This is a genomic window from Synechococcus sp. MU1625 (assembly GCF_020514205.1).
Taxonomy (GTDB): domain Bacteria; phylum Cyanobacteriota; class Cyanobacteriia; order PCC-6307; family Cyanobiaceae; genus Parasynechococcus.
Window position 1 is genome coordinate 845413 of the sequence record NZ_VTLA01000001.1, and the last position, 21346, is coordinate 866758.

Here is a 21346-nt window from a genome sequence, read left to right on the forward strand (position 1 = left end):
TCATCGCCGGGATGGCGTGGAACCGGCGGCCAGATCGTAGATGGATTCAGGACGTCTGCCGATCCCTAATGAACTGGCGTTCGCACAACTCGCGGTAACGCCCACCACGCTGCATCAGCTCATCGTGGGTTCCTCGATCAACAACAGCACCTTTCTCAAGAACCACAATTCGATCCGCCTCCTGCACCGTTGCCAGACGATGGGCGATGACCAACACCGTTCGTCCTTTCATCGCCTGCTTGAGACCGAGTTGAACGGCAGCCTCCGCCTCAGCATCAAGAGCACTGGTGGCCTCATCAAGCAGCAACAGCGCTGGATTGCCTAAGACCGCACGAGCAATGGCGATTCTCTGCAGTTGTCCACCAGAAACGTTGGTCCCTCTTTCTTCCAACTGGGTGTCGTAACCACGAGGCAAGGCACGGATGAAGTCATCTGCATTGGCCAAACGCGCGGCATGACGAACCTCGTCGTCCGTCGCGCGACGTCCAAACCGGATGGCTTCCGAAATCGTTCCAGAGAACACGGTCGTTCTCTGGGGAACCAGGGCCACCTGCTGACGCAGCTCACGGGCGCGCATCAGGCTGATGTCGGTGCCATCGAGACGAATCTGGCCCTGTTGCACCGTGTTGAAGCGCAGCAAGAGCGAAAGCAGGGTGCTTTTGCCAGCACCTGAGGGCCCAACGATGGCCAACACCTGGCCCGCATCGACCCACAGATCCAGCTGTTGCAGCACCGGCTCGGCAGGGTCATAGCCAAAGCTCACCTGGTCAAAGACCAGATCCCCCTTGAGAGTGCCGATGGATTGCGCCTCCGCTGGATCAGCGGCCTCTTGAGGTTCTCTTTCGATCTGACGCAGACGTCGCAGCGATGCCTGTCCCTGCTGGAATTCGTTGAAGTTGTTGGTGACGTGCGCAATGGGATCGATCAGCACGATCAGACCCGTCAAATAACTGCTCAGCCCGGCAATGCTCAGATCACCGGTCTGGATTCGCCAGGCGCCGAGCGCCAACACCGCAAACAGGCCCACCACCTCGATGATGCCGACCACCGGATGCTGGAGAGCCACAAGGCTGTAGGTGCGGTGACGGGCCTGCCGGTGCTGGTCAATCTCCGTCTCGAAACGGTCCTGCAGCCAGGGCTCAGCCGCGAAAGCTCGCACCAAAGGCAAGCCCTCAATCGCCTCACCCAGCAAACCGGCCAATTCGCTCACCTTTTGCTGACTGCGTTCAGTGGCTGCCATGACGCGAGCACCAAACAGGCTGATCAGCCAGACGATCACAGGCGCAAGCAACAGGATGGCAAGCGTCAGCTTCCAGTCGAGCCAGAGCATCATCCCCAGCACCGCGAGGAGCTGCAGCACGCTTGGGACTGTGTCGTGGATGGTCTTGTAGAGGACTTCACTGACGCGATCAGCGTCTTCCGTAAAGCGGTAGGTGAGATCACCGGCCGAGAGCTTCTCAAGCGCACCAAGCTCAACGGTCTGCAAGCGACGGAACAGATCCCGACGTAACCCCTGGCTCACCAGCAGAGCAGGACCTGCCAGCAGAGAGTCCTGGCCGAACTGAGCGATTTTCTGAACAGCAAAGATCAGCAACGCCAAGCCAATCAGCTGAAGCACTCGGGCGAGATCACCCGACCCCAATGCGGGAAACAGATCTCCTGCCAGCTGAACAAGGAGCGGAAAACTACCGACGTAGACGACCATGCAGCAGCCCCCCCAGAGCAGTTCACGCAGGTGGGGGCGGAGCAGCGGCAGCAGTCGGCGGAAACCGGCCTGGGATGGTGTCAGCATCGCGGCACAGTATCAATGGTGGGCTCAAAACTCTCTCCGATGAAGCTGGATCAGTTCCTGAAATGGAAGGGTTGGGTGTCCACAGGTGGTGAAGCGAAACAGCGCATTCAGATGGGTGAGGTGGAAGTCAATGGAAGCGTTGAAACCCGGCGAGGACGCCAACTTTCCTCGGGAGATCGGGTTGTGCTTGCTGGGGAGGAGTCCGTTGTGGGGAGCGAAAACGCGGCCGGGCCGTAAGTTGGCTGCCATTCCATGGGGAAGCAAGGCGTGCGAAGACCGGTGATCGCTGGCAACTGGAAAATGCACATGACGTGTGCCCAGTCGCGGGAGTTCATGGCGGCCTTCCTGCCATTGATCGCTGACACCCCTGACGACCGCGACCTGGTCTTGGCACCACCGTTCACGGCGCTATCCACAATGGCGGATCTCAGCCAAGGCTCCCGCCTTTGTCTCTCCAGCCAGAACGTGCACTGGGAAGGCCAAGGAGCTTTTACTGGCGAGATCTCCCCTGCAATGCTCAAGGAGCATGGGGTCACCCACACGATCGTGGGCCACAGCGAACCAAGAAAATATTTCAGTGAAAGCGACGAGCAAATCAACCACCGAGCCAGGTCATCCCAATCGAACGGTTTGATTCCGATCGTTTGTGTCGGTGAAAGTGATGAGCAACGCGAACGCGGCGAAGCCGAACGGGTGATTCGACGCCAAATCGAGCAGGGTCTGGAGGGACTCGACGCCGAGAAGTTAGTCGTGGCCTACGAACCGATCTGGGCAATCGGAACAGGCAAAACCTGCGAAGCCGAGGAAGCAAACCGTATCTGCGGTCTGATCCGGAGCTGGGTCGGCTCACCTGATCTCGTGATCCAGTACGGAGGGTCCGTCAAACCCACCAACATTGATCAGTTGATGGGCATGAGCGACATCGACGGCGTGCTTGTGGGGGGCGCTTCCCTGGAACCAGAGAGCTTTGGACGCATTGCCAACTACAAAGCAGCCTGAAGCCGACGGCTGGCCCCAGGGCTGGCGCCAACGCACGACGGTGATGGGGGTCATCAACATCACCCCCGACTCCTTCAGTGATGGAGGACGGTTCCTTGCAAGCGATCGTGCCCTCGCTGAAGCCCAGCGGCAACTGAACAGCGGGGCCGACGTGTTGGATCTGGGAGCCCAAAGCACTCGACCTGGCGCGGAGGAGGTGGGTGAAGAGGAGGAATTGCGCAGGCTCCTGCCCGCACTGAAAGCCATCCGGGAACGGTGCCCAGACGCCCTGATCTCCGTCGACACGTTTCTCGCTCCGGTTGCCGCCAGAGCATTGGAAGCAGGTGCAAGCTGGATCAACGATGTGAGCGGTGGCAGACGTGACCCCGATCTGCTGCGGGTGGTCGCCGATGCCCGGTGTCCAGTGGTTCTGATGCACAGCCGAGGCAACAGTCAAAGCATGGATCAACTCACGAACTACTCCGATGTCGTAGCGGATGTGAAAGGGGCGTTAGTGGAGCGCAGTGAGGCCGCCATCAACGCGGGCGTCCAAGAAAGCCAGATCATCTGGGACCCAGGCCTCGGGTTCGCCAAGACTCACGAGCAGAACCTGCAGCTGCTGCGGGATCTGGAACAACTGACCCGGGGGCCTCGACCTGTGCTGATCGGCCCTTCACGCAAACGCTTCATTGGTGCCGTGCTCGACGAGCCGAGACCAAAGGCTCGGCTCTGGGGAACCGCTGCGGTGGCCTGCCGTTGCGCTCAGGCCGGTGCAGCCGTGCTGAGGGTGCACGATGTGGGCCCGATCAGCCAGACACTACGCATGGCTGCCGCACTCTGGTGACTGCCACGATCTTCGTGCAGATTGCGGCTTACCGAGACCCAGATCTTCCGGCCACACTTCACAACCTGATCGAGAGGGCAGCCCACCCAGAACTCCTGCGCTTCGGCATCTGCCTGCAACTTGCCGATAACGATCCGAACCATTGGGGAACCAATGCGTTTCCGGATCATCCTCAGCTCAGCGTCTGCTCGTTTCGTGCCTCTGACAGCCTGGGAGCCTGCTGGGCGCGGCGACAGGCTCAGATTTTTTACGGCGGGGAAGATTTTCTGCTCCAGATCGACAGTCACATGCGCGCTGTGGAGCACTGGGATGAGCTGCTGCTCATGACCTGGGCGGAATGCAGCGATCCAGGTGCAGTTCTGAGTGTTTACCCCAATGGCTTCCAGCCACCGTGCTTCCTACAGACGTCAACACTGCCGGTCATGGGAGCCGACGGCTTTGACGAGAACGGCATTCTCAGGTTCCAAGGCATCAGTCGTTTCCGATTGCCAGAACAAAAGCCTGAGCGTCCAATACCCGGGGCATTTGTCGCCGGAGGATTCCTTTTCGGGCCTGGGTCGATCGCCAGCAGAGTGCCCTACGACCCAGGGCTCTATTTCTATGGGGAGGAAGTGGCCATGTCGGCACGGCTGTGGACCTCAGGCTTCAATATTTACGCCCCGAATCGTCTGCTGCTTTTCCATCTCTACAAGACGGAAGCCACACCGGTCGAGCCATCAGCCAACCATTGGAGCGATCACGACAACTGGTTTGAGCTGAACCGAAAATCCTTGGTGCGGGTGCACACGCTCCTGCAAAGCCTTGATCGCGCTCCTCAGCAACTGAGGCCGACGGCCCGTGACGTGACTGACATCCACGACTACTGGCTTGGAGAGCAACGCTCCCTGCATGACTACGAGCGATGGGCGGGGGTGAATTTCAGGACGTCAGAGATCAGCGAAAGTGCTGAGCGTGGTCATTTCGGCACAACGCAAAACTGAAGACGCATAAAAACTGACCACTCCCAATCAGCACACAGAAGTGAAGACCTGAGGAGCAAGCAAAAGCGGAGAACCGCTCCAAACTAGACATTAAGAGGAAATTAAGCTAAGGTTAGATTGAGGTCTAGATGGCTAGATGCAAATAGCAGAAACGGCTGAGCAAAAAAGAGCAAAAAAGAAAGGGCACAACGAAAAAGATTTAAAAACCTGCTTCATCATCGCGGGCTGTTCTGGAGCAGGGGAATCAACCATCGTCAAACATTCCCATGCTCTTGACGTAAAGCTCTTCGGGAAAGAATTCCATAAGGATTTCAAAAAAACAAGGAGTGGTAGCCCCCATCAAGAATTTGATAAATATTCCGATGCAATCAGAAATGGGGCAACCTTCGAAGGAAGGCACATTAAAAATCTAAAGGATGAAAAAGACCCGCCAAAGCATATCCTTATGCATGTCGATCTTAAATCTTTAATCCGCACTCTTGGTCACCGTGCTGCATCAGAAAACGATAAAAGAAAAATCAAATCGATCACCAAATTCCCCACACCCCACGAAGACAGAGTGAATCCGATGGTGTGTGACTTATTAGTATCTAGCTTTCTCAAGCATCAATTTTTTTCAAGGTTTGACGCTATTGTTATCAACACAGTCTACACCGATTGCGATAAAAATTACGTGCAAAAAATGAAAAGAGATCGACCAAACGAAAAAATCAAAAGCAACAAAAAAAGTGAAATATTTTCTAGGGAGCATCACGCCATGTACGAGGCGTGGGAACGAAATATTTACCTGCTCAAACCTTCCAGAATATTCTTTACCACAGTCTGTGAAGACGGAGGGCTTTACTCTAACAATAAATGCATCTGCCCAGACTGGACTTCAAAAGTAAGCCCGAACAATGATCCAAATTATTTCAACAAAATTCTCGCCTATTTCAGGAAATCCGAAAGCAAAAACTAATTCTTTAATGTGAGCTGCAATTGTTGCTATCCAGGCTTACCACTAGCACATTCAAAACACAAAGCACATACCAGAGGAGCAAGCAAAGGCATAGAGCCCATCAAAACTAGACATTAAGAAGAAATTAAGCTAAGATTAGGATTAGATCTGGCTTGCTAGATGCAAATATCAGAACCGATAAATCAGAAGAATAAAATTGAGTACAGCTCAACTGCAAAAGATTTAAAAACCTGCCTGATTATTGCTGGATGCTCAGGGGCAGGGAAATCGACAATAATCAAACATTCTCACACTCTTGACGTAAATCTCTACGGCCAGAAATTCCACGAAGATTTCAAGAAAACAAGGAGTGGCATCCCCCATCAGGAATATGATGATTACATCGAAGCAATTAAAAATGGATCAACGTTTGAGGGCAGATTTATCAATAATTTAAACAACCAGAAGCAGCTCTCGAAGCATATTCTCATGCATATTGATCTAAAACTTTTAACCGCTATTCTTGGACATCATGCCTCAAGCGAAAGCGACAGAAGAAAAATTGCATCGCTTACAAAAATTCCAGTACCTCGCAAAAAAAGAGCAGATCAAAAAATTTGCGATTTAATGGTGTCCAGCTTTCTCAAGCATCAATTTTTTTCAAGGTTTGAAAATATCATTGTCAACACAATATACACCAATTCAAGCAAGGCTTACATTCAAAAAATGAAGCGAGATTGCCCTGAGAAAAACATCAAATCCCAAAAAGAGTTGAAAATATATGCAAGAGAGCATCGTGCGATGTATAGAGCATGGGAAAAAAATATTTACCTTCTCAAGCCTTCAAAAATATTTTTTACCACAGTTGGCGAAGACGGACACCTTTACTCTAACAACAAGTGCATTTGCTCTAATTGGACAATCAAAACAGGATTGAACCATTAACACTTAACAGCAGACAAAAGACTAACAATTACAGGAATTAGTCAATAGATAGACGTGCTATCGCATTTTTATGCATTTTAGTCATTCAACTATCATGCAAAGTCGCGCTAAAAAACGTGCAAAGCCATTCAAGCAAATATATTGATCTAAGGCAGGCTTAATTGCATTAAAACAACGCGATTAGTCTGTAACAACGCCCTCAATACGATCCTCAACCTCTTGATAAAGCTCCTGCAACTGCTCGATGTTTTCGTCTGAGGTCTCCCAATAACCCCGACCATGCACCTCGAGAAGCGTGCCCACAATTTGGCGGAAACTATTGGGGTTCAGTTCCAGCAGACGCTTGCGCATCTCCGGATCATTGATGAAGGTTTCATTGGCTTCCTCGTAGACAAAATTGTCGACGGCGCCACTGGTAGCACTCCAGCCCAGAGTGAAGTTGAGCCGTTTTGAAACCTCACGCACACCCTCATATCCGGAATTAAGCATGCCCTCATACCACTTGGGGTTCAGCAACTTTGTGCGTGAATCCAATCGAATCGTTTCGCTCAAGGAGCGAACCTGGGCGTTGGCAGTGGTGGTATCAGCGATATAGCTGGTTGGAGCTTTGCCGTCGTCACGGAGTCCAGCGATCAACTTTGTGGGGTCGGAATCGAAGTAGTGGCTCACATCGGTGAGGGAGATCTCAGCAGAGTCCAAGTTCTGGAAGGTGACATCCGCTGTCTTCATCACGTTCTCGAACACCTCCCGCTTCTGGTTCATCTCGCCGGGATTGTCGGCATTGAAGGCAAAAGTCTTACGAGAGAGATACATCTCCTGAAGTTCGCCCTCCTCTTCCCAGGTGCTGTTTTCAACAGCCAGATTCACGTTGGAGCTGTAGCTGCCGCTGGCATTGGAAAACACCCGGCAGGCTGCATCCCGAAGACTGGTTCCTTCCTTCTCCGCCTGCTCCAGGGCATGCTTGCGCACGAAGTTCTGCTCCAGGGGCTCATCGGCCTCGGCCGCCATTTTCACGGCCTGATCAATCAGGGCCATCTGGTTGATGAACAGATCACGGAACACACCGGAGCAGTTCACCACAACATCAACACGGGGGCGTCCCAGTTCTTCCAGAGGAATCAGCTCGAGTTTGTTGACTCGACCAACGGAATCCGGCATCGGCTTGACACCAACGAACCAGAGGATCTGAGCCAGGGATTCGCCGTAGGTCTTGATGTTGTCAGTTCCCCAGAGCACACAGGCAATGGTCTCGGGCCATGTGCCCTGCTCCTCGCGCTGACGGTCAATCAGCTTGTCAACAACACCCTTGGCTGCTGCGACCGCAGCGCGGGTAGGGATCGCCTGCGGGTCCAGTGCATGGATGTTCTTGCCACTGGGCAGCACGCCAGGATTACGAATCGGGTCGCCACCAGGACCCGGAAGAATGTATTCGCCATCAAGAGCCTTCAACAGACTCTCCATCTCCATGTCGGCACACACCTGCTCGAGACAGAAGCGCAGGTAAGCAAAGAGCTTGTCGAGCTCGGTGGCGTCGATCTGAACAAAGCCAGCGGTGCAGCAGGCCCGCAGCCAGGGGGAGGGCAGCTTGAAACCAAACTTGGCCAGGAGGTCGTAGAACCAGCCGAAGCTGTTGCGCAAGCTGACCCGACCGTCACGACCGGTGAGCGTACGAACCATGGCTCCGATCGCAGCTCGGGATGTCTCCGTGATCGTGCGATTGAGCTCAACGTCGGCGAGCACACCCTCGTCATTGCCTTTGTAGACATCCTCGATGGAACGACCTATCGCTTCAGCCAACAATCCGGGAAGCGAACGGAGGCCATCCTCCTCACGCTCCAGAGCAGCGATGTTCACCAATGTGGCAATGGCTTCCTCTGCAGTGGGAGGTTTACCGATGGTGTGGAGACCACAGGGCAGAAGACGGCTCTCGATCTCCATCAACTGTCGGTAGACGGCACCGACCAAGGCATCGCGCCCTTCCAGGTCGATGGAAGAGGCATCATCTTCGGGCAGGTCGACATCCTTATCGAGGTTGCACTGACGCGCCGTCTCAATGATGGTGTTGACGATTTGAACGCCGCGGCCACCTTCACGCAGCTGTTGGTAGGAACCAACAAGCTCACCCAACTCCTTCAGACCCCGGTAGAGGCCTGCATTTTCAGCCGGTGGGGTGAGGTAGCTGATGGTCGAGGCGTAGCCACGACGCTTGGCGATGGTGGCTTCCGAGGGGTTATTGGCGGCGTAGTAATAGAGGTTTGGAAGGGCACCGATCAATGAATCGGGGTAGCAGGTTTCACTCATGCCCATCTGCTTGCCGGGCATGAACTCCAGGGAGCCATGGGTGCCGAAGTGAAGCACCGCATCGGCCTTCCAGATCTTCTGCAGATAGGTGTAGTAGGCAGCAAATCCATGGTGGGGGCTTGCACTACGGGAGTAGAGCAAGCGCATGGGGTCGCCTTCGTAGCCGAAGGTGGGCTGAACGCCGACAAAGACATTGCCGAAGTGGCGACCGAAGACCAGCAAATTTTGGCCATCGCTGTTGAGATTGCCGGGAGGCTTGCCCCAGTTCTCTTCCAGCCTTTCGGAGTAAGGGGTCAGGCGTTCGTATTCCTCAACGCTCATCCGATGGGCAATGGAAAGCTCCGGCGAGCCCTGCATGGCATCGGCGTCGTTAATCACCGCCTCCAGCAGCTCACGAGGCGTCGAAGGCAAGCCCTGCACGTCGTAGCCCTTCGCCTTCATCTCCTGCATCACCCGATGGATGGAACCGAAGACGTCGAGATAGGCCGCCGTTCCGACATTGCCCTTGTCGGGAGGGAAGCTGAATACCGTGATCGCCAGCTTCTTGTCGATCCGGGGCTTGATCCGTAGCGACGACCAACGAATCGCGCGCTCAGCGATGGCATCAACACGATCCTGGAGGGTATGGGCCTTGCCGGTGGCATCGTCGCGGCCGGAGAGAACGATCGGCTCGATCGCGCCATCCAATTCAGGGATGGCGATTTGCAGGGCCACCTGCACAGGGTGAAGGCCGAGGTCGCTCTGTTCCCACTCCTGGGTGGTTTGGAACACAAGAGGAAGCGCGACCATATATGGACGATTGAGCTTCTTCAGAGACTCAATGGCTTTCGGGTGGTCCTGGCGAGCAGGCCCTCCGACCAGTGCAAAGCCCGTGAGGGAGACGATCCCATCCACCAAGGGCTGCTCGGGATTCAGGGGGTCGAAGAAGAAGGCGTTGACCGGCTTGGAGAAATCGAGACCACCGCAGAAGATCGGGAGGACTCGCGCACCGCGAAACTCCAGTTCCTGAATGATGGCGACGTAGTGGGCATCGTCACCGGTCACGATGTGGCTGCGCTGCAACACCAGACCAATCACGGGCCCCTTAAGGGCTTTCTCAGAAAGATCCGTACGACTTGACGTCCAGTTCAGGTACTCCTTGAGGTCCTCAAACATCGAAGGGGCAAGGGGGTGCCAAATGCCAAGGTCAGGGAAGACCTCGGGCTCCGCCACCTCCATCGCTGGACGTTCATCTCCTTCCGCTGCAGGAAAGACGTACTTGTCTGCCAGCATCAGCAGGAAATTGCGCAGGTTGTCGGGCGTACCCCCCAACCAGTACTGAAAGCTCAGCATGAAGCTGCGGGCATCCTGCGCTTTTTCAACCGGCAGGTACTTGAGAACGGTGGGCAGCGTGTTCAGCAGCTTGAGCATGGCGTCTTGGAAACCGGCGCCTCCGGCTTCCTTCCGCTTCTTCATGAAGCCAGCAATGGCGCTCTTGCTCTGACCGAGCTGCGCCATGGAGAAGCTGCCCAGCTTGTTGAGCCGCATCACCTCGGGCATGGACGGGAAGACCACCGCTGCTTTCAGGCGATCTCGGTGAGGCGCCACTGCATCAACAACCTTTTGTGCCAGGTCCTCGATGAAGATCAACGAGGCGATAAACACATCCGCCTCGGCCACGTCTGCACAGAACCCGGCGTAGTTGTCCTCGTCTCGCAGTTCCTCGATCAAGTAGCCGCTCAGCTCGATTCCGAGATCACCACCAGAGGCGTTAAGCGCAGTAGCTGCCTGGGTTAGGGCGTTTTGATACTGGGGCTCAAGCACCACATAAACCGCCTTCATCACGGATTTGTGGTTCTGACCCTCCACAGGAGCAACGCGGCGATCGGCGGAGCGGACCTGTGTGAACATCAGCGCTTTGAGCAATGTGAAGAACCTTACGGTGACCGCCCCTTGGGCGCGAGGATTTTGGATCGGCCGTTACACGAGCCGCCCCATAGGCTTTGAAGCGTCTGCTGCGCTTTCATGACCGCTCCTATTCCCGTCGTTGTCGCCGGCGCCCTGGGGCGCATGGGAGCCGAAGTCATCAAGGCTGTGGTGGGAGCCCAGGACTGCAGCCTGGCTGGAGCGATCGACAACACTCCTGGCAAAGAAGGCGTGGATGTTGGGCTGGAACTGGGGTTGGGCGAGCTGGAGGTGGCCGTCACAGCCGATTTCGAAGGTTGTCTTTGTGCTGTTAGCCAGTCGGTACGCGACAGCGGCAGCGGTGCCGTCCTGGTGGACTTCACCCACCCCTCGGTTGTGTACGAGCACACCAGGGCAGCGATTGCCTATGGCGTTCATCCCGTGATCGGCACAACCGGGTTATCCCCTGAGCAACTCAACGACCTCACCGAGTTTTCCTCGAAAGCGTCCGTGGGTGGAGCCGTGATTCCCAACTTTTCTGTGGGCATGGTGCTGTTGCAGCAAGCGGCAGCAGCCGCGGCGCGGTTTTACGACCACGCAGAACTGACGGAGTTGCATCACAACCGCAAGGCGGATGCACCCAGCGGCACTTGCATCAAAACAGCTGAGCTGATGGAAGAACTCGGCAAGACGTTCAATCCGGACGAGGTGGACGAGCACGAGTCCCTGACGGGTTGCCGCGGCGGGCAACGGGATAGTGGCCTGCGGCTTCACTCCGTACGCCTGCCGGGGCTAGTGGCGCATCAGGAGGTCATGTTCGGCGCCCCCGGGGAGACCTACACCCTCCGTCACGACACGATCGATCGTTCTGCCTACATGCCAGGTGTGCTGCTCACGGTGCGCAAAGTGGGGAGCCTGAGCAGCCTTGTTTATGGCCTCGAGCGTCTGATCTGAGGGCGACACCATGCTCATTCCCCTCCGCCCCGGTGAACTGCAACGACTGATTCCAGCCGTTGCAACCGGCAACCAATTCCGCGTCTCCCTCGGCACGCCCCAGGAGGTGCTGCAACGCCTGATGGTCGCCGCCATCGGCGGGGTGATCACCCTGCTGATCAGTCAGAGCCAGATGTCCAGCCGCTGGGGCCCCTTCTGGCTGGTGACAGGCGTGGTGTTTCTGCTTTACGTGCTCTGGGGACCGATCCTTCAGGCAGGTCAACGCAATGCCACCCTGCGTCGATATCCAGCGGCAGCCCTCTTCGAAGGAGAGGTGGCAGACGTGATCACCAGAGAGCGCATCGAGAACCGCCACGAACAGGCCGATAGCCGCGGCCGGCTTGAACTTGTGGAGAACCGACGCACCTGGATGCTTCTTGAACTCGAGGACGAGGAGGGTTATCTCGGTCGGGTGGCTTTTCCGATGGACAAAAAACATCAATCGATTCGCCGCGGCAGCCTGATCCGCTGTCTGGTGCTGAGTGAGCGCAAGGATTTCTCAAAAATCGGTGCTCTCAGCGATGCCTGGCTGCCTGGCTTGAAGATGTGGGTGGGTGAATACCCCTTCTTGCTGAGACCCGCCTTTGAAGAGCTGTGCCAACTCCGCATCAACCGGCGTTAAAACGGCCGACAAGCAACCAGCAGTGAACATTTCTTAAAGCTGGTTTACACTTCGTAGCAATTCACCAGCGGTTCCCATGTCCCAGACCCCCTCCTCCAACGCTGCGGTCATCCGCGGAGCAACGGTCACAACGGAAGACGGTGGCCGTCTCAACGCCTTTGCATCCGAACCCCGCATGGAAGTTGTTGAAGCTGAACAAGGCTGGGGCTTCCATGACCGCGCCGAGAAGCTGAACGGCCGCATGGCCATGCTCGGCTTCATTTCTCTGCTTGCCACTGAGTTGGCACTGGGCGGCGAATCCTTCGTTCACGGGCTGCTCGGCCTGGGTTGATCCTCTCGCGCTCCGGAGGGATGGCTGGCCAGACTTGATGAATGGCTCCATCCCTTCCTGAAATACGCGTTCTGGGTGCAGGTCCAACCGGTGCCCTCACAGCACTTGCCCTCGGCCTCAATGGTCAGCGTGTGGTCCTGTTTGACCCGTTGACAGCTTCCGAACTTCAAGCAAGAAGCCGGGCCTACGCAATCACACATTCCAGTCGTCGGCTGCTGACGACCCTCGGGCTCTGGAAGGACCTTTCCAATGCCTTGGTGCCCTTCCGAGAACTGGATTTACGGGACGGTGCCACGAATTCTCGGGTCCTGTTCGACCAGGCCGATCTCGCTGCCGCCAACAGGAACCACGACGGAATTGGTTGGATCCTGGATCACCGTCCATTGATGAAGCTGTTGCTGGCCCGACTGGAGGGCCAGAACAACGTTGAATTGCATCTGGCTGCCCCATGCCCTGAGCCAAGCTCAGACGCCCTGGTCGTTGCGGCTGATGGACCTGCTTCCCCCACCCGAGAAGCCTGGGGAATCCATCACTGGCAGATGCGTTATCGCCAGGGTTGTCTCACTGCCAAGGTCGTTCTGCGGGGACTCGCCCACGACAGAGCCTGTGAGTTGTTTCGGCCGGAAGGACCGTTCGCTCTCCTGCCTTTGGGGCAGGGACGCTTCCAAGTGGTGTGGAGCGCACCCTGGCAGCGTTGCCAACAGCGCAGCGCGCTGAAGCGCAGTCAGTTTCTGGATCAGCTGGCCGCCGTTCTTCCCCCAGGAATTGAGCCAGATCGTTTGCTCGATCAACCCAGAGCTTTCCCTCAACAATGGCTGCTAGCTCGGCGCTTTCACCGCGGTCGAGGCGTGCTGATCGGAGAAGCCGCTCACCGCTGCCATCCCGTAGGAGGGCAGGGGCTCAATCTGTGTTGGCGCGATGTTGATGGTCTTCTGTGCGCCGTGCAACGGGGCGGCAGCGCCGCAACGATCGCGAGGAACTACGGGATGAGCCGCTGGCTGGATGTGCTCCAAGTGGGTTTGGCGACTGATCTTCTGGTGCGTGTGTTTTCCAACCGCCAACCGCTGCTGTTGCCGCTGCGGCGCTTGGCTCTGCAGCTTCTGAAACAGTTTTCTGGTCTGCGCAGGCTCAGCCTGCGGGCTATGAGTGACGGCCCCATGCAGCTTTGGCAGGCGTTGCCAAACTGATAGCAGCGCCGGTCAAGACCATGGTGTTGTGCAGCCATCGGCAACCCCCACCAGCCGACTCCCTGCTGCAATTTCTTCAGCGTCGGCTGGGACTGAGCCCCAGTGCCCTTGAACTGGGGCAACGCCAGGCGGAACTGGAACAGGCCCCACTGCCGATCGTGCTTTGGAGCTTTGGCTTGTTGAGCTTGAACCAGCTCGAAGAGGTCTTCGACTGGCAGAACAGTCAGCCGTAACGCAACAACGCTTCCACGGGTTGAGCTGCGGGCAACGCTTGGCGCCCACCAAGCCCCTCCAGCTCGATTACAAACGCAAAACCCACCAAGCAACCACCGGCCTGCTCCACCAGTTGTCCCGTCGCTGCAGCCGTTCCACCCGTGGCAAGCAGATCGTCCACCACAAGCACCCGCGGCGAATTCTCAAAGGCATCGGCTTGGATCTCTAGCCGATCGGTGCCGTACTCCAGGGCGTAATCCAAACCAACCACCTCACCAGGAAGCTTTCCGGGCTTCCGCACAGGCACGAAGCCAAGGCGTCGGTCGCTGGCCAGAGGAGCCCCAAAAATGAAACCCCGGGATTCGATCCCCACGATCAGATCAGGCTTCACCTCATCGCACACCCGGCCCAGCTGCCGGATCACTTCAGCCATGGCCTCTGGTGATCGCAGAAGCGGATTGATGTCTCGGAACAAAATTCCAGGCTTGGGAAAGTCGGGAATTGAGCGAATGTGAGCGTCAAGATTCACGGGAGACATTGCTGTGACTGACTAGTGGAGGGGTTGGGAGGATTGTTAAAAAGACACCTATAAAGACACCTAGTAAAGACACCTCCAGGCTGAGGGGCAGTGTCACACGGCAGGTAGTGCGGAGCAATAAGACCAGTGCTTGCACTTCCTTAGGGAATGGGAGCCAGGGACTAGGAGCCCTTGCTTGAGGTGACAGGCACCTAAGACCTGGCATTGAGCAAGGGAGACATACCCAAAGTGATGACAGGTGGCACAGCTCCGAAGACCTTTGAAGCTCTCAAGCTCACGGTCATCCAGAAACGCCCAATCCTCCACACACTTCAAGCAAGTACATCAGTACTAGCAGGGGTGAGAGGGAGGTGTCACCAGGGCTGAATTGACAAGGTGATGTCTTGTCGTAGAGGTGTGTACCTATCCACTACAGGACACGGTGCCAACAGCCTTAGACAGAGTTCAGGTACTGCTCCAACCAGAGGAGTACGCAGAGCTGTCAATGCTGGCTAAGAACGAGAGACGCAAGCTCTCAGAAAAAGCGGAAGAGCCATGAACATATAAACGCAGAGATTTAAATCAGAATGTAATTTCAAGAAAATCATTAAAGTCAGAATCTTCCTCGAAGAGGTCAGAAGGGTCTAAAAATTCTTGCGTCCTTGGGAGGTGACATGAATCAAGCGACTCTGTCCCCATAACTGAGATAGCAGCACGCCTGTTATCCAACTCAGAGGGTGGTGTAACTCGGAACAAGCGTTTAGGTGAACCCTTACCTGTTGGAATAAGACCATCTACGGAGATAAAGCCATATTCCAGGAGTGTTTTGACTGCATTACGCACAGTTCGCTCTCCAAGACTCAGCGTGCCTGCCAAGGCCTTGATTGACCACTCTGAAGCGCCCCCACAGTCTCTTCGGTCTTTCTTAGAGATTTTCCTACGTTTATCAATCCTGGTGTCCATATAGGCAGATTCCCAAAGAAGGGCATAGACCTGTATGCAGCCATTTTGGCGCAAGGAAGCTACCGCCCTGATAGGCGGCGGGCCTTTAATAATCACTGTCATAAGTATAAGTAGTAGTGGAGCAAATGTGGCAAGATCCTTCCGGACCCCTATATCCTGCTTGTAGGTCAGCTGACCGTCTTTATTCAATCAGCCAAACATAAATTGTTAGACCCGCAATATAAATAGGGCAAAAGTTGAAAGAATAAGTTCATACAATGCCAAGTCAAACGGTATGCTTTACGCCGTAACGGAAAAGCATAATAAAAATCGGAGAGACCAGATATCCCTCGATATATTGCCAAGTGGATACAGCAAAAGGGGTGACCAAAGAGCTGCAAACCCAGCAAGAGGTTCTACCACAGAGAGCGAAGGTAGTGTCTTTTCCTCCGCCATAGCGGCCTATTAAAAAATCGCAATCAGGGACAGGAGAAAGAAAAGAGAAGCGTTGTTCTTTTCCCTAAAGAGGTCCTATTGAGATAGCCCAGTCATTGACTAGCTTTGTGATGTGTGAAAGTTGCTGTTAGAGCTGGGACTTACGTAGATGACTGCCCAGTTGTTCCCCGCAGTAGGGGCGGATCACTAGCCTTCTGTTCTCCTCATACATGTCCGATCCAAATTTCCCAGTCAGAGACTGAGTTATCAGAGACACAAAAAAACAAACAACTGAATGCAGCAGTCCGTTTCCTCTTTTAATAGCTGACCTGAATATCTCAGTCATAGAAAAGAGTTTGAAAAGAGAAGTGTTGCTCTTATCCGTAGAAGGGGGGGATTAAAATATCCCAGTCATAGACAGGGTTATCAGCAGGCATTACAAAAGAGCCTCAAGGGCTCAGTCAATTAATATGGCTTCTTCCTCTAATAAATTAAATAAACCAAGAGAACAGCCAACATACCCACAGGAGTGAGAGAAGAATGCCTACACCCTCAAGAGTGTTTCTTCTTTTTTCTCCCTTCTCCCACTGCAATACTTTTTCGGAGAAGACCATTAGAGCAATTCCAGGGAGATGTATTAAGCAGAAAGCAATCATTAGAAGACAAGCAAGAGCATATCTGGTGGGAGGAAATGCAATAGCAATCACCAAGAGAATGATTGCGCCAATAATTTCATTCATCAGGAATAGCTTTTGATTAGGAAGGCAATAGCTACCCACCAAACAGGGATGAGTGTGAAGCCTGTGACTTTCAACCAAAGAGGCAGATCATCTCGCTTTGGGTCGTAGCTCAACTTATTAGGATGGCTACTTCTCCCTCTCTTGTAACCAACATAGTAGGTGTTGCCAAAGATAAGAGCAGTTAGAGGAAGCCAAGCTAAGGAAAGAACTATAAAGAGACCGGCAATTAGATAGTGCTGCATCTTCTCGTTGGAAGCAACAACATAAAGAATGAGAAGACCAAATAGAATGCCCATTAGATCTCCTGCTGTTGTTCATTAAATCTAGCTACCAGTACATTAAAGGCTTCCCTACCAATCGTATCTTCAAGTTCTCTAAGAGAAATCGTAGACAACCAATCAGGAAAGCCATCTGGATACGTGTACTTGACACGTTGTCCGTTCATGAACTTGATACTGGGCGGGAAAGACATGTCAGTAGTTCATTCGTGAATGGTATTCAGGGAAACCCTCTCTGCACATCTTTCCCCATTTACTGTGAGGTGAGACCTTACTAGTGACAATCTCTTTACCCTCTAGTTCGTAGGACTCAAGCAATCTGCAATTTAGGTTTGCCAGTAGTGATGCCGTGCAGGTCTTGTAGTCCATACAGGTCAACACCATGAACCTGACATACTCATCATCAATATGATGTTTCACCTGTGTCATAAAGCCAGGCTGACCAGGTCGTGCCTCTGCATTAGGACCAACGAATAAAGTCAGTGCAAATGGAATAGCCAAGAGAAATTTTAGCTTCATGAGTTTGTTCAGTCAGCATCAGAGTGAATTATTCGTATTGCATTGGCATAGATACCAAGCAGTAGTGCAGCAAGAATGAAGACCATTAAGATACCTTGTCTACCTTTTGATAAAGAGCAGTCAATTCATTGGCTCGTTCAATGACGGCTTCAATTGATGGAGCAGCCTCTAATGGATACTGCCCAGCTTCATAATCATCTCCGTGATATCCAACTGCTACATCTTTATGGTTATCAATCCATGATTGAACCTGGGTGTTGATGTGGTCTGCATCTTTCCCTCTGATGCGTTCAATCACAACATTGACAGCAAGACGGTCACACCAATCCATTTGATTGCGGAAACTGGTGACTAGTAGCTGCTGCCAAAACTCAATCTGTTTGAAGTGATCACGGACGTTTTGTTCAGACATTTAACTTGTTAGTAGGTGGAATTAGCTTGTTTGTGTGTTTTGCCAGGAGATGGATAGCGACAATCACAACGCCCCCTGCTTTTCCCTTGCGGGTCTTGTATAGCTTTCAGCCCCCTTCATCAAGGCATCAGGCTTCCCAGCAAAGGGCAATCAGTAGCAGTTGGTATAAGCGGTGTTGCCAATAAAGCTGGTTGTGCAACTGCGTTGGCGATCCATCTGACGTTGGTAGTAATCAACTTGGCTATCGCCGTATTGCTTCATCCCATCTGCAAGTGCTTTGCCAAAGACTCTCCAGTCGTTCGCTTCAGCCTTGGGAGGAGTAGCAATTAGAGCAACAGCACCAACTGCTAGTGAGATGGAAGCAATGGCAGCTGTGCGGGCAATGGTCTTCATCATTAGTTTTACCTGTGTGTGTTGTGAGGCTCTCGCCCCGTGAACACACCATCTCCGTTCCAGCTGGGAATCACCTCCCCCATTTGGGGGATCTTTTCTCGACAGCTCCTAACCAGTTGAGGGATGTGCAACTACTGCGTTGCTCAGAAAGTGATGGGGTAGTCGAGAACCACAAACCCCATGACCCAAGAGCCTTGTATCGCGGTTGAAAACATCAAGGGAGCTGGACGGATTCGACCTACTGGGGACTTTCCCATTGATCCCGTAGGCCTGGAACGAAAAATCCTCAATGACCAGTTCCGCCTTATGAGGATGTCCCATGAGACACTGCAGCGCTCCAGGGGCCAACTCAAGCGGCGGACCAGAGAACTGAAGGAAGCGCAGGATGTCTTTCTCACTCGGATGCATGATTACGAAGACAAGCTCCGAGTTCTGGCTGAGGAGAAGGTTGAAGCAATGGAAATGGCCCAGGAGCTTCATGAAGAGATCGTCTCCCACGAGCGTCGTCAAAAAGCTCTGAACGAACTACTCAAGGAAATGGATGACGGAACAGATGGCAGTGTCGGCTTCTTCACCATCTATCGATTACAAAACCTCTTCAGCAGGCTGAAGGCATTGATGCGAGGAGATCTCTGATGACGGATCTCAGCGATAAGTTCGGTGCTCTCATGGCTCGCATGGCCAAAACGGATGCCGAGCTATTCCGAACCATCGGAGACCACAACAGAGCCGTCACCGAACAGGTGATTGACCTCACGCAGGAGGAGCCTGATCAAGCTGCTCGCCTGGCAATTACACCTCCACCTCTGCTTCCTCTGGAAGAGAGAGGTGAGTCTGCACTCAAAAGTCGGTTTAAGACCTGCAAAGCAGCATTTGAGTGGATTGAGGAGCAACTCGGTCCACCACCCACTAAGAAAAAGACATGGTCAATAGCCGTGCAAACGGTGACCTCCGGAATGTGGGAAATCCGGGCTACCAATTCGAAAGCTGCTTCTGTATCGACAAGCCAGATCACAAAGAGCCTGGACCAGATCAATCAACGTTTAAATGGAATTGAGTCTGTACTGGAGCTGATCTTGAAAGCACTTGAGGGCTAACACTCCAAGGATCAAAGAACGGCGTCCCATCGAAGTGAGTGCTAGCTGCATCTTTGCTTTCACTGGCAGCTTTCGTAGTTGTGTTGGCCGCTGGGGCAAAGGCCTCTGAGGACTACACAATGCATATCGGGTCACGGTTTCCCACTGCTGCAGCTGGCCACCTCAGATTCAGTGAAAGGGAACTGCGGATGAAGCAGTTGCGTCTAGTTAGGACTACTAACAGCAGGGCATACCCCTACCCCCACCCCTCACATCCCTTGGTATCACTAGTGTCTTGTCTGTAAGCAGCAGCGGAGAGAGCTTGAGTAGCCAAGGAATATTCAGAACACAGCAGAAAAGAGGTATTACCTATCCCCCAGTACCCCTCCTACTGCTCAGAAACGTCCTAGCCCACTGGGGGTATCTGTGCCCTTGCAAGCTCGTATATAAGACCTCAGACATTTCTGTCATTTTTTTGAGGAGAGAAAATTTATTGGATACAGACAGCAGCAAGTCCCTATGAGATTGTTGTCATCCTGCGCTTGAAGAGCAATGACCTTCAGGGCTTCAAAAGAACAACTCAAGGATGTACGTGAACTATTTGATGAATTGGACTACTCACTAAGAAAGTTCCAAATGAAGACTGGTGCTGACAATCAATACATCACAATGCTGTTAGGTGCGGTGATGAATGACTACAAGATTAGGACTCCAGACATATCAGGCTTTAACCAGAACATCAGAGATTCATGACAAGGATCTAAAGACCTCATACCAACACATCATCCACATCTGTTCCACAGGCTTCTTAATGTCAACAAGAGAAATTGCTTCACACGGGTTGTCAAACCCTACTTTGGATTCTAAGACAAAAGAGCTGCCTGAACTGTTTGATGATCTGAATCAAGTACTCAGAAAGTTCAAGAAGAAGACAGGTGCAAATGATCAATACATTTATATGATCTTAGGAGCATTAAGCAATGAATACAGGAAGAGAGGTCGCGAAGTATCTGAAACTGCTTGGAAGTAAAGTCAAGCTACATCTTCATCAAAGATCCTGTGTAAGTGCAGAAGTGCGTCTTCTTCCTTTTGACCTAGAACCACATAAACCTTTTGTCCGTCTAGCTGTGTATAGCATTCAGTGATGATTGCATCAGGATGAACACCTGAAGTAATCTTGTTACCATCCAAGAGCAGGTAGCAGAAAGGGCTCATCTTGTTTCTTGGAGTGAGTTCACATGATTGGTGAGTACAAAGAAAAGGGCATGCAAAGGACAACTAACTTCACAAGGATTAGTTCCGTCTGCTACAAGGCTGAGTAAACTGTCTTAGGTGTAAGTACACCAGAGCTCTTAATTCAACCCCCTTAGAGAGGCAAAAAAGGGGCTTAGAGTGCATTATTTAGCCCTTTTTTGACTGGGCTTGTGCCTTGTATCTATCGTAAAAAGAACCCCGTGCAGCAGCTACTCCACAGAGGTATCCATATTCTTTAAGGCTAATTTGCTTCTGGTTAGGTCTAGGCATAATTAAGTTCTCAATTCTTTGTTGTCTAGGTAACAGAATCCATTGAGTGGAAACGTTATGTTCAATGTCCCCTCTGGTGTGTCATGTCCTATTGGGAGCAGAACTGGAGAAAGAATCTGAAACTCATCACTGTGGATGAAACACCACAGGCTCAGCAGATTCAGGTATCAAGCTGGTTGAAAGTCAGATGTGAATATCTACTTGGCCAAATAAATCCCCTTGAAGCTGAATGTCTTATTCAAGAATTTGATGACGTCAAAGAGTCATGAGCTACAACTTCCAAGCCTTGGGCTGGTATTTGTTTGCAGACTTCTTGGTCATTGGTGCCTTCAGGATCTATGCACCTGACTTCCTTAATAAGCAAAATATTCTTTATCTGCTTGGTTCAAGCATTGTCCTTTGGCTGATCTTTGATAGGAAGAAGAGGAGGTGAAATGGATTGGCTTGAAGGCTTGGGATGGGCAGGAGTGACAGCAGTTGGAGTGTCATTCCTTTGGGATTTA

22 protein-coding genes are annotated in these 21346 nt (G+C 53.0%); 15 read left to right on the plus strand and 7 right to left on the minus strand.

Going from position 1 to position 21346, the window contains the following annotated elements:
* Positions 1 to 46: 46 nt before the first annotated feature.
* Positions 47 to 1792 carry an ABC transporter ATP-binding protein gene (locus FZX13_RS04985; RefSeq protein WP_226407852.1) on the minus strand — a complete coding sequence of 582 codons (1746 nt, stop codon included), beginning with the start codon at positions 1790 to 1792 and terminating at the stop codon, positions 47 to 49.
* A 39-nt stretch (positions 1793 to 1831) separates the two neighbouring features.
* On the opposite strand from FZX13_RS04985, the gene FZX13_RS04990 reads away from it, so the two are divergent.
* The 6 genes from FZX13_RS04990 to FZX13_RS05015 all read left to right on the plus strand — a co-directional run bounded on the left by FZX13_RS04990 (position 1832) and on the right by FZX13_RS05015 (position 6476).
* Positions 1832 to 2029, plus strand: a complete 198-nt coding sequence (locus FZX13_RS04990) for an RNA-binding S4 domain-containing protein (protein ID WP_170952230.1) — start codon at positions 1832 to 1834, stop codon at positions 2027 to 2029.
* A 30-nt stretch (positions 2030 to 2059) separates the two neighbouring features.
* Positions 2060 to 2791, plus strand: coding sequence for a triose-phosphate isomerase (gene tpiA / locus FZX13_RS04995; RefSeq protein WP_226408253.1), 732 nt, complete (start codon positions 2060 to 2062; stop codon positions 2789 to 2791).
* Positions 2760 to 3614 carry a dihydropteroate synthase gene (gene folP / locus FZX13_RS05000; RefSeq protein WP_370630777.1) on the plus strand — a complete coding sequence of 285 codons (855 nt, stop codon included), beginning with the start codon at positions 2760 to 2762 and terminating at the stop codon, positions 3612 to 3614. Before tpiA ends, folP begins: the two co-directional genes overlap by 32 nt.
* Positions 3611 to 4594, plus strand: coding sequence for a GlcNAc-transferase family protein (locus tag FZX13_RS05005; RefSeq protein ID WP_226407855.1), 984 nt, complete (start codon positions 3611 to 3613; stop codon positions 4592 to 4594). The genes folP and FZX13_RS05005 overlap by 4 nt, the downstream gene beginning before the upstream one ends.
* 136 nt (positions 4595 to 4730) lie before the next feature.
* Positions 4731 to 5552 carry a hypothetical protein gene (locus FZX13_RS05010; RefSeq protein WP_226407857.1) on the plus strand — a complete coding sequence of 274 codons (822 nt, stop codon included), beginning with the start codon at positions 4731 to 4733 and terminating at the stop codon, positions 5550 to 5552.
* A 159-nt stretch (positions 5553 to 5711) separates the two neighbouring features.
* Positions 5712 to 6476 carry a hypothetical protein gene (locus FZX13_RS05015; RefSeq protein ID WP_226407859.1) on the plus strand — a complete coding sequence of 255 codons (765 nt, stop codon included), beginning with the start codon at positions 5712 to 5714 and terminating at the stop codon, positions 6474 to 6476.
* Positions 6477 to 6656: 180 nt separating this feature from the next.
* Here the strand turns inward: FZX13_RS05015 and FZX13_RS05020 are convergent, their stop codons facing one another.
* A complete protein-coding gene (locus FZX13_RS05020; RefSeq protein WP_226407861.1) occupies positions 6657 to 10667 on the minus strand; it encodes a magnesium chelatase subunit H in 4011 nt (1336 codons plus the stop codon).
* Positions 10668 to 10781: 114 nt separating this feature from the next.
* On the opposite strand from FZX13_RS05020, the gene dapB reads away from it, so the two are divergent.
* The 5 genes from dapB (at position 10782) to FZX13_RS05045 (ending at position 14027) form a co-directional block, all read left to right on the plus strand.
* A complete protein-coding gene (dapB, locus tag FZX13_RS05025) occupies positions 10782 to 11615 on the plus strand; it encodes a 4-hydroxy-tetrahydrodipicolinate reductase (RefSeq protein WP_226407863.1) in 834 nt (277 codons plus the stop codon).
* A gap of 10 nt (positions 11616 to 11625) precedes the next feature.
* Entirely contained in the window at positions 11626 to 12276 is a 651-nt protein-coding gene (locus tag FZX13_RS05030; RefSeq protein ID WP_226407865.1) for a hypothetical protein, read from the plus strand.
* 76 nt (positions 12277 to 12352) lie between these two features.
* Positions 12353 to 12607 carry a high light inducible protein gene (locus tag FZX13_RS05035; RefSeq protein ID WP_226407866.1) on the plus strand — a complete coding sequence of 85 codons (255 nt, stop codon included), beginning with the start codon at positions 12353 to 12355 and terminating at the stop codon, positions 12605 to 12607.
* Positions 12608 to 12648: 41 nt separating this feature from the next.
* Positions 12649 to 13794, plus strand: a complete 1146-nt coding sequence (locus FZX13_RS05040; protein ID WP_226407868.1) for an FAD-dependent monooxygenase — start codon at positions 12649 to 12651, stop codon at positions 13792 to 13794.
* Between the two features lie 20 nt (positions 13795 to 13814).
* Positions 13815 to 14027, plus strand: a complete 213-nt coding sequence (locus FZX13_RS05045; protein WP_115025373.1) for a DUF2949 domain-containing protein — start codon at positions 13815 to 13817, stop codon at positions 14025 to 14027.
* Here FZX13_RS05045 and FZX13_RS05050 read toward each other — a convergent pair.
* From FZX13_RS05050 to FZX13_RS05070, 5 genes are all read right to left on the minus strand, one after another.
* Positions 14018 to 14545 (minus strand): adenine phosphoribosyltransferase, encoded by a 528-nt coding sequence (locus FZX13_RS05050; protein WP_226407870.1) that lies wholly within the window; start codon positions 14543 to 14545, stop codon positions 14018 to 14020. The two genes, FZX13_RS05045 and FZX13_RS05050, sit on opposite strands and share 10 nt — an antisense overlap.
* Before the next feature lie 561 nt (positions 14546 to 15106).
* Positions 15107 to 15589 carry a hypothetical protein gene (locus tag FZX13_RS05055; RefSeq protein ID WP_226407872.1) on the minus strand — a complete coding sequence of 161 codons (483 nt, stop codon included), beginning with the start codon at positions 15587 to 15589 and terminating at the stop codon, positions 15107 to 15109.
* 1051 nt (positions 15590 to 16640) lie between these two features.
* Positions 16641 to 16937: a hypothetical protein gene (locus tag FZX13_RS05060; protein WP_226407874.1), complete on the minus strand. Its 297-nt coding sequence runs from the start codon at positions 16935 to 16937 to the stop codon at positions 16641 to 16643.
* A gap of 586 nt (positions 16938 to 17523) precedes the next feature.
* Positions 17524 to 17850 (minus strand): hypothetical protein, encoded by a 327-nt coding sequence (locus FZX13_RS05065; protein WP_226407876.1) that lies wholly within the window; start codon positions 17848 to 17850, stop codon positions 17524 to 17526.
* A 150-nt stretch (positions 17851 to 18000) separates the two neighbouring features.
* On the minus strand, positions 18001 to 18246 hold the full coding sequence (locus tag FZX13_RS05070; RefSeq protein ID WP_226407878.1) for a hypothetical protein: 246 nt from the start codon (positions 18244 to 18246) through the stop codon (positions 18001 to 18003).
* A gap of 177 nt (positions 18247 to 18423) precedes the next feature.
* Here FZX13_RS05070 and FZX13_RS05075 point away from each other — a divergent pair, with 177 nt between their 5' ends.
* The 4 genes from FZX13_RS05075 (at position 18424) to FZX13_RS05090 (ending at position 21112) form a co-directional block, all read left to right on the plus strand.
* Complete coding sequence (locus FZX13_RS05075; protein WP_226407880.1) at positions 18424 to 18879, plus strand: hypothetical protein; 456 nt, start codon at positions 18424 to 18426, stop codon at positions 18877 to 18879.
* A complete protein-coding gene (locus FZX13_RS05080) occupies positions 18879 to 19340 on the plus strand; it encodes a hypothetical protein (RefSeq protein WP_226407882.1) in 462 nt (153 codons plus the stop codon). Before FZX13_RS05075 ends, FZX13_RS05080 begins: the two co-directional genes overlap by 1 nt.
* A gap of 531 nt (positions 19341 to 19871) precedes the next feature.
* On the plus strand, positions 19872 to 20072 hold the full coding sequence (locus FZX13_RS05085; RefSeq protein WP_226407884.1) for a hypothetical protein: 201 nt from the start codon (positions 19872 to 19874) through the stop codon (positions 20070 to 20072).
* An 854-nt stretch (positions 20073 to 20926) separates the two neighbouring features.
* Entirely contained in the window at positions 20927 to 21112 is a 186-nt protein-coding gene (locus FZX13_RS05090) for a hypothetical protein (protein WP_226407886.1), read from the plus strand.
* Positions 21113 to 21346: the final 234 nt, after the last annotated feature.

Bases quoted from the DNA above. Each gene is read 5' to 3' on its own strand.
- FZX13_RS05085 (WP_226407884.1), top strand. From the start codon at position 19,872: ATGACCTTCAGGGCTTCAAAAGAACAACTCAAGGATGTACGTGAACTA.
- FZX13_RS05020 (WP_226407861.1), bottom strand. From the start codon at position 10,667: ATGTTCACACAGGTCCGCTCCGCCGATCGCCGCGTTGCTCCTGTGGAG.
- FZX13_RS05045 (WP_115025373.1), top strand. From the start codon at position 13,815: ATGGTGTTGTGCAGCCATCGGCAACCCCCACCAGCCGACTCCCTGCTG.
- FZX13_RS05065 (WP_226407876.1), bottom strand. From the start codon at position 17,850: ATGTCTGAACAAAACGTCCGTGATCACTTCAAACAGATTGAGTTTTGG.
- FZX13_RS05010 (WP_226407857.1), top strand. From the start codon at position 4,731: ATGCAAATAGCAGAAACGGCTGAGCAAAAAAGAGCAAAAAAGAAAGGG.
- FZX13_RS05055 (WP_226407872.1), bottom strand. From the start codon at position 15,589: ATGACAGTGATTATTAAAGGCCCGCCGCCTATCAGGGCGGTAGCTTCC.
- FZX13_RS05090 (WP_226407886.1), top strand. From the start codon at position 20,927: ATGTCCTATTGGGAGCAGAACTGGAGAAAGAATCTGAAACTCATCACT.
- dapB (WP_226407863.1), top strand. From the start codon at position 10,782: ATGACCGCTCCTATTCCCGTCGTTGTCGCCGGCGCCCTGGGGCGCATG.
- FZX13_RS05080 (WP_226407882.1), top strand. From the start codon at position 18,879: ATGACGGATCTCAGCGATAAGTTCGGTGCTCTCATGGCTCGCATGGCC.
- FZX13_RS05070 (WP_226407878.1), bottom strand. From the start codon at position 18,246: ATGATGAAGACCATTGCCCGCACAGCTGCCATTGCTTCCATCTCACTA.
- FZX13_RS05050 (WP_226407870.1), bottom strand. From the start codon at position 14,545: ATGTCTCCCGTGAATCTTGACGCTCACATTCGCTCAATTCCCGACTTT.
- FZX13_RS04985 (WP_226407852.1), bottom strand. From the start codon at position 1,792: ATGCTGACACCATCCCAGGCCGGTTTCCGCCGACTGCTGCCGCTGCTC.
- FZX13_RS05060 (WP_226407874.1), bottom strand. From the start codon at position 16,937: ATGGGCATTCTATTTGGTCTTCTCATTCTTTATGTTGTTGCTTCCAAC.
- FZX13_RS05015 (WP_226407859.1), top strand. From the start codon at position 5,712: ATGCAAATATCAGAACCGATAAATCAGAAGAATAAAATTGAGTACAGC.
- FZX13_RS05040 (WP_226407868.1), top strand. From the start codon at position 12,649: ATGGCTCCATCCCTTCCTGAAATACGCGTTCTGGGTGCAGGTCCAACC.
- FZX13_RS04990 (WP_170952230.1), top strand. From the start codon at position 1,832: ATGAAGCTGGATCAGTTCCTGAAATGGAAGGGTTGGGTGTCCACAGGT.
- FZX13_RS05075 (WP_226407880.1), top strand. From the start codon at position 18,424: ATGACCCAAGAGCCTTGTATCGCGGTTGAAAACATCAAGGGAGCTGGA.
- FZX13_RS05030 (WP_226407865.1), top strand. From the start codon at position 11,626: ATGCTCATTCCCCTCCGCCCCGGTGAACTGCAACGACTGATTCCAGCC.
- FZX13_RS05035 (WP_226407866.1), top strand. From the start codon at position 12,353: ATGTCCCAGACCCCCTCCTCCAACGCTGCGGTCATCCGCGGAGCAACG.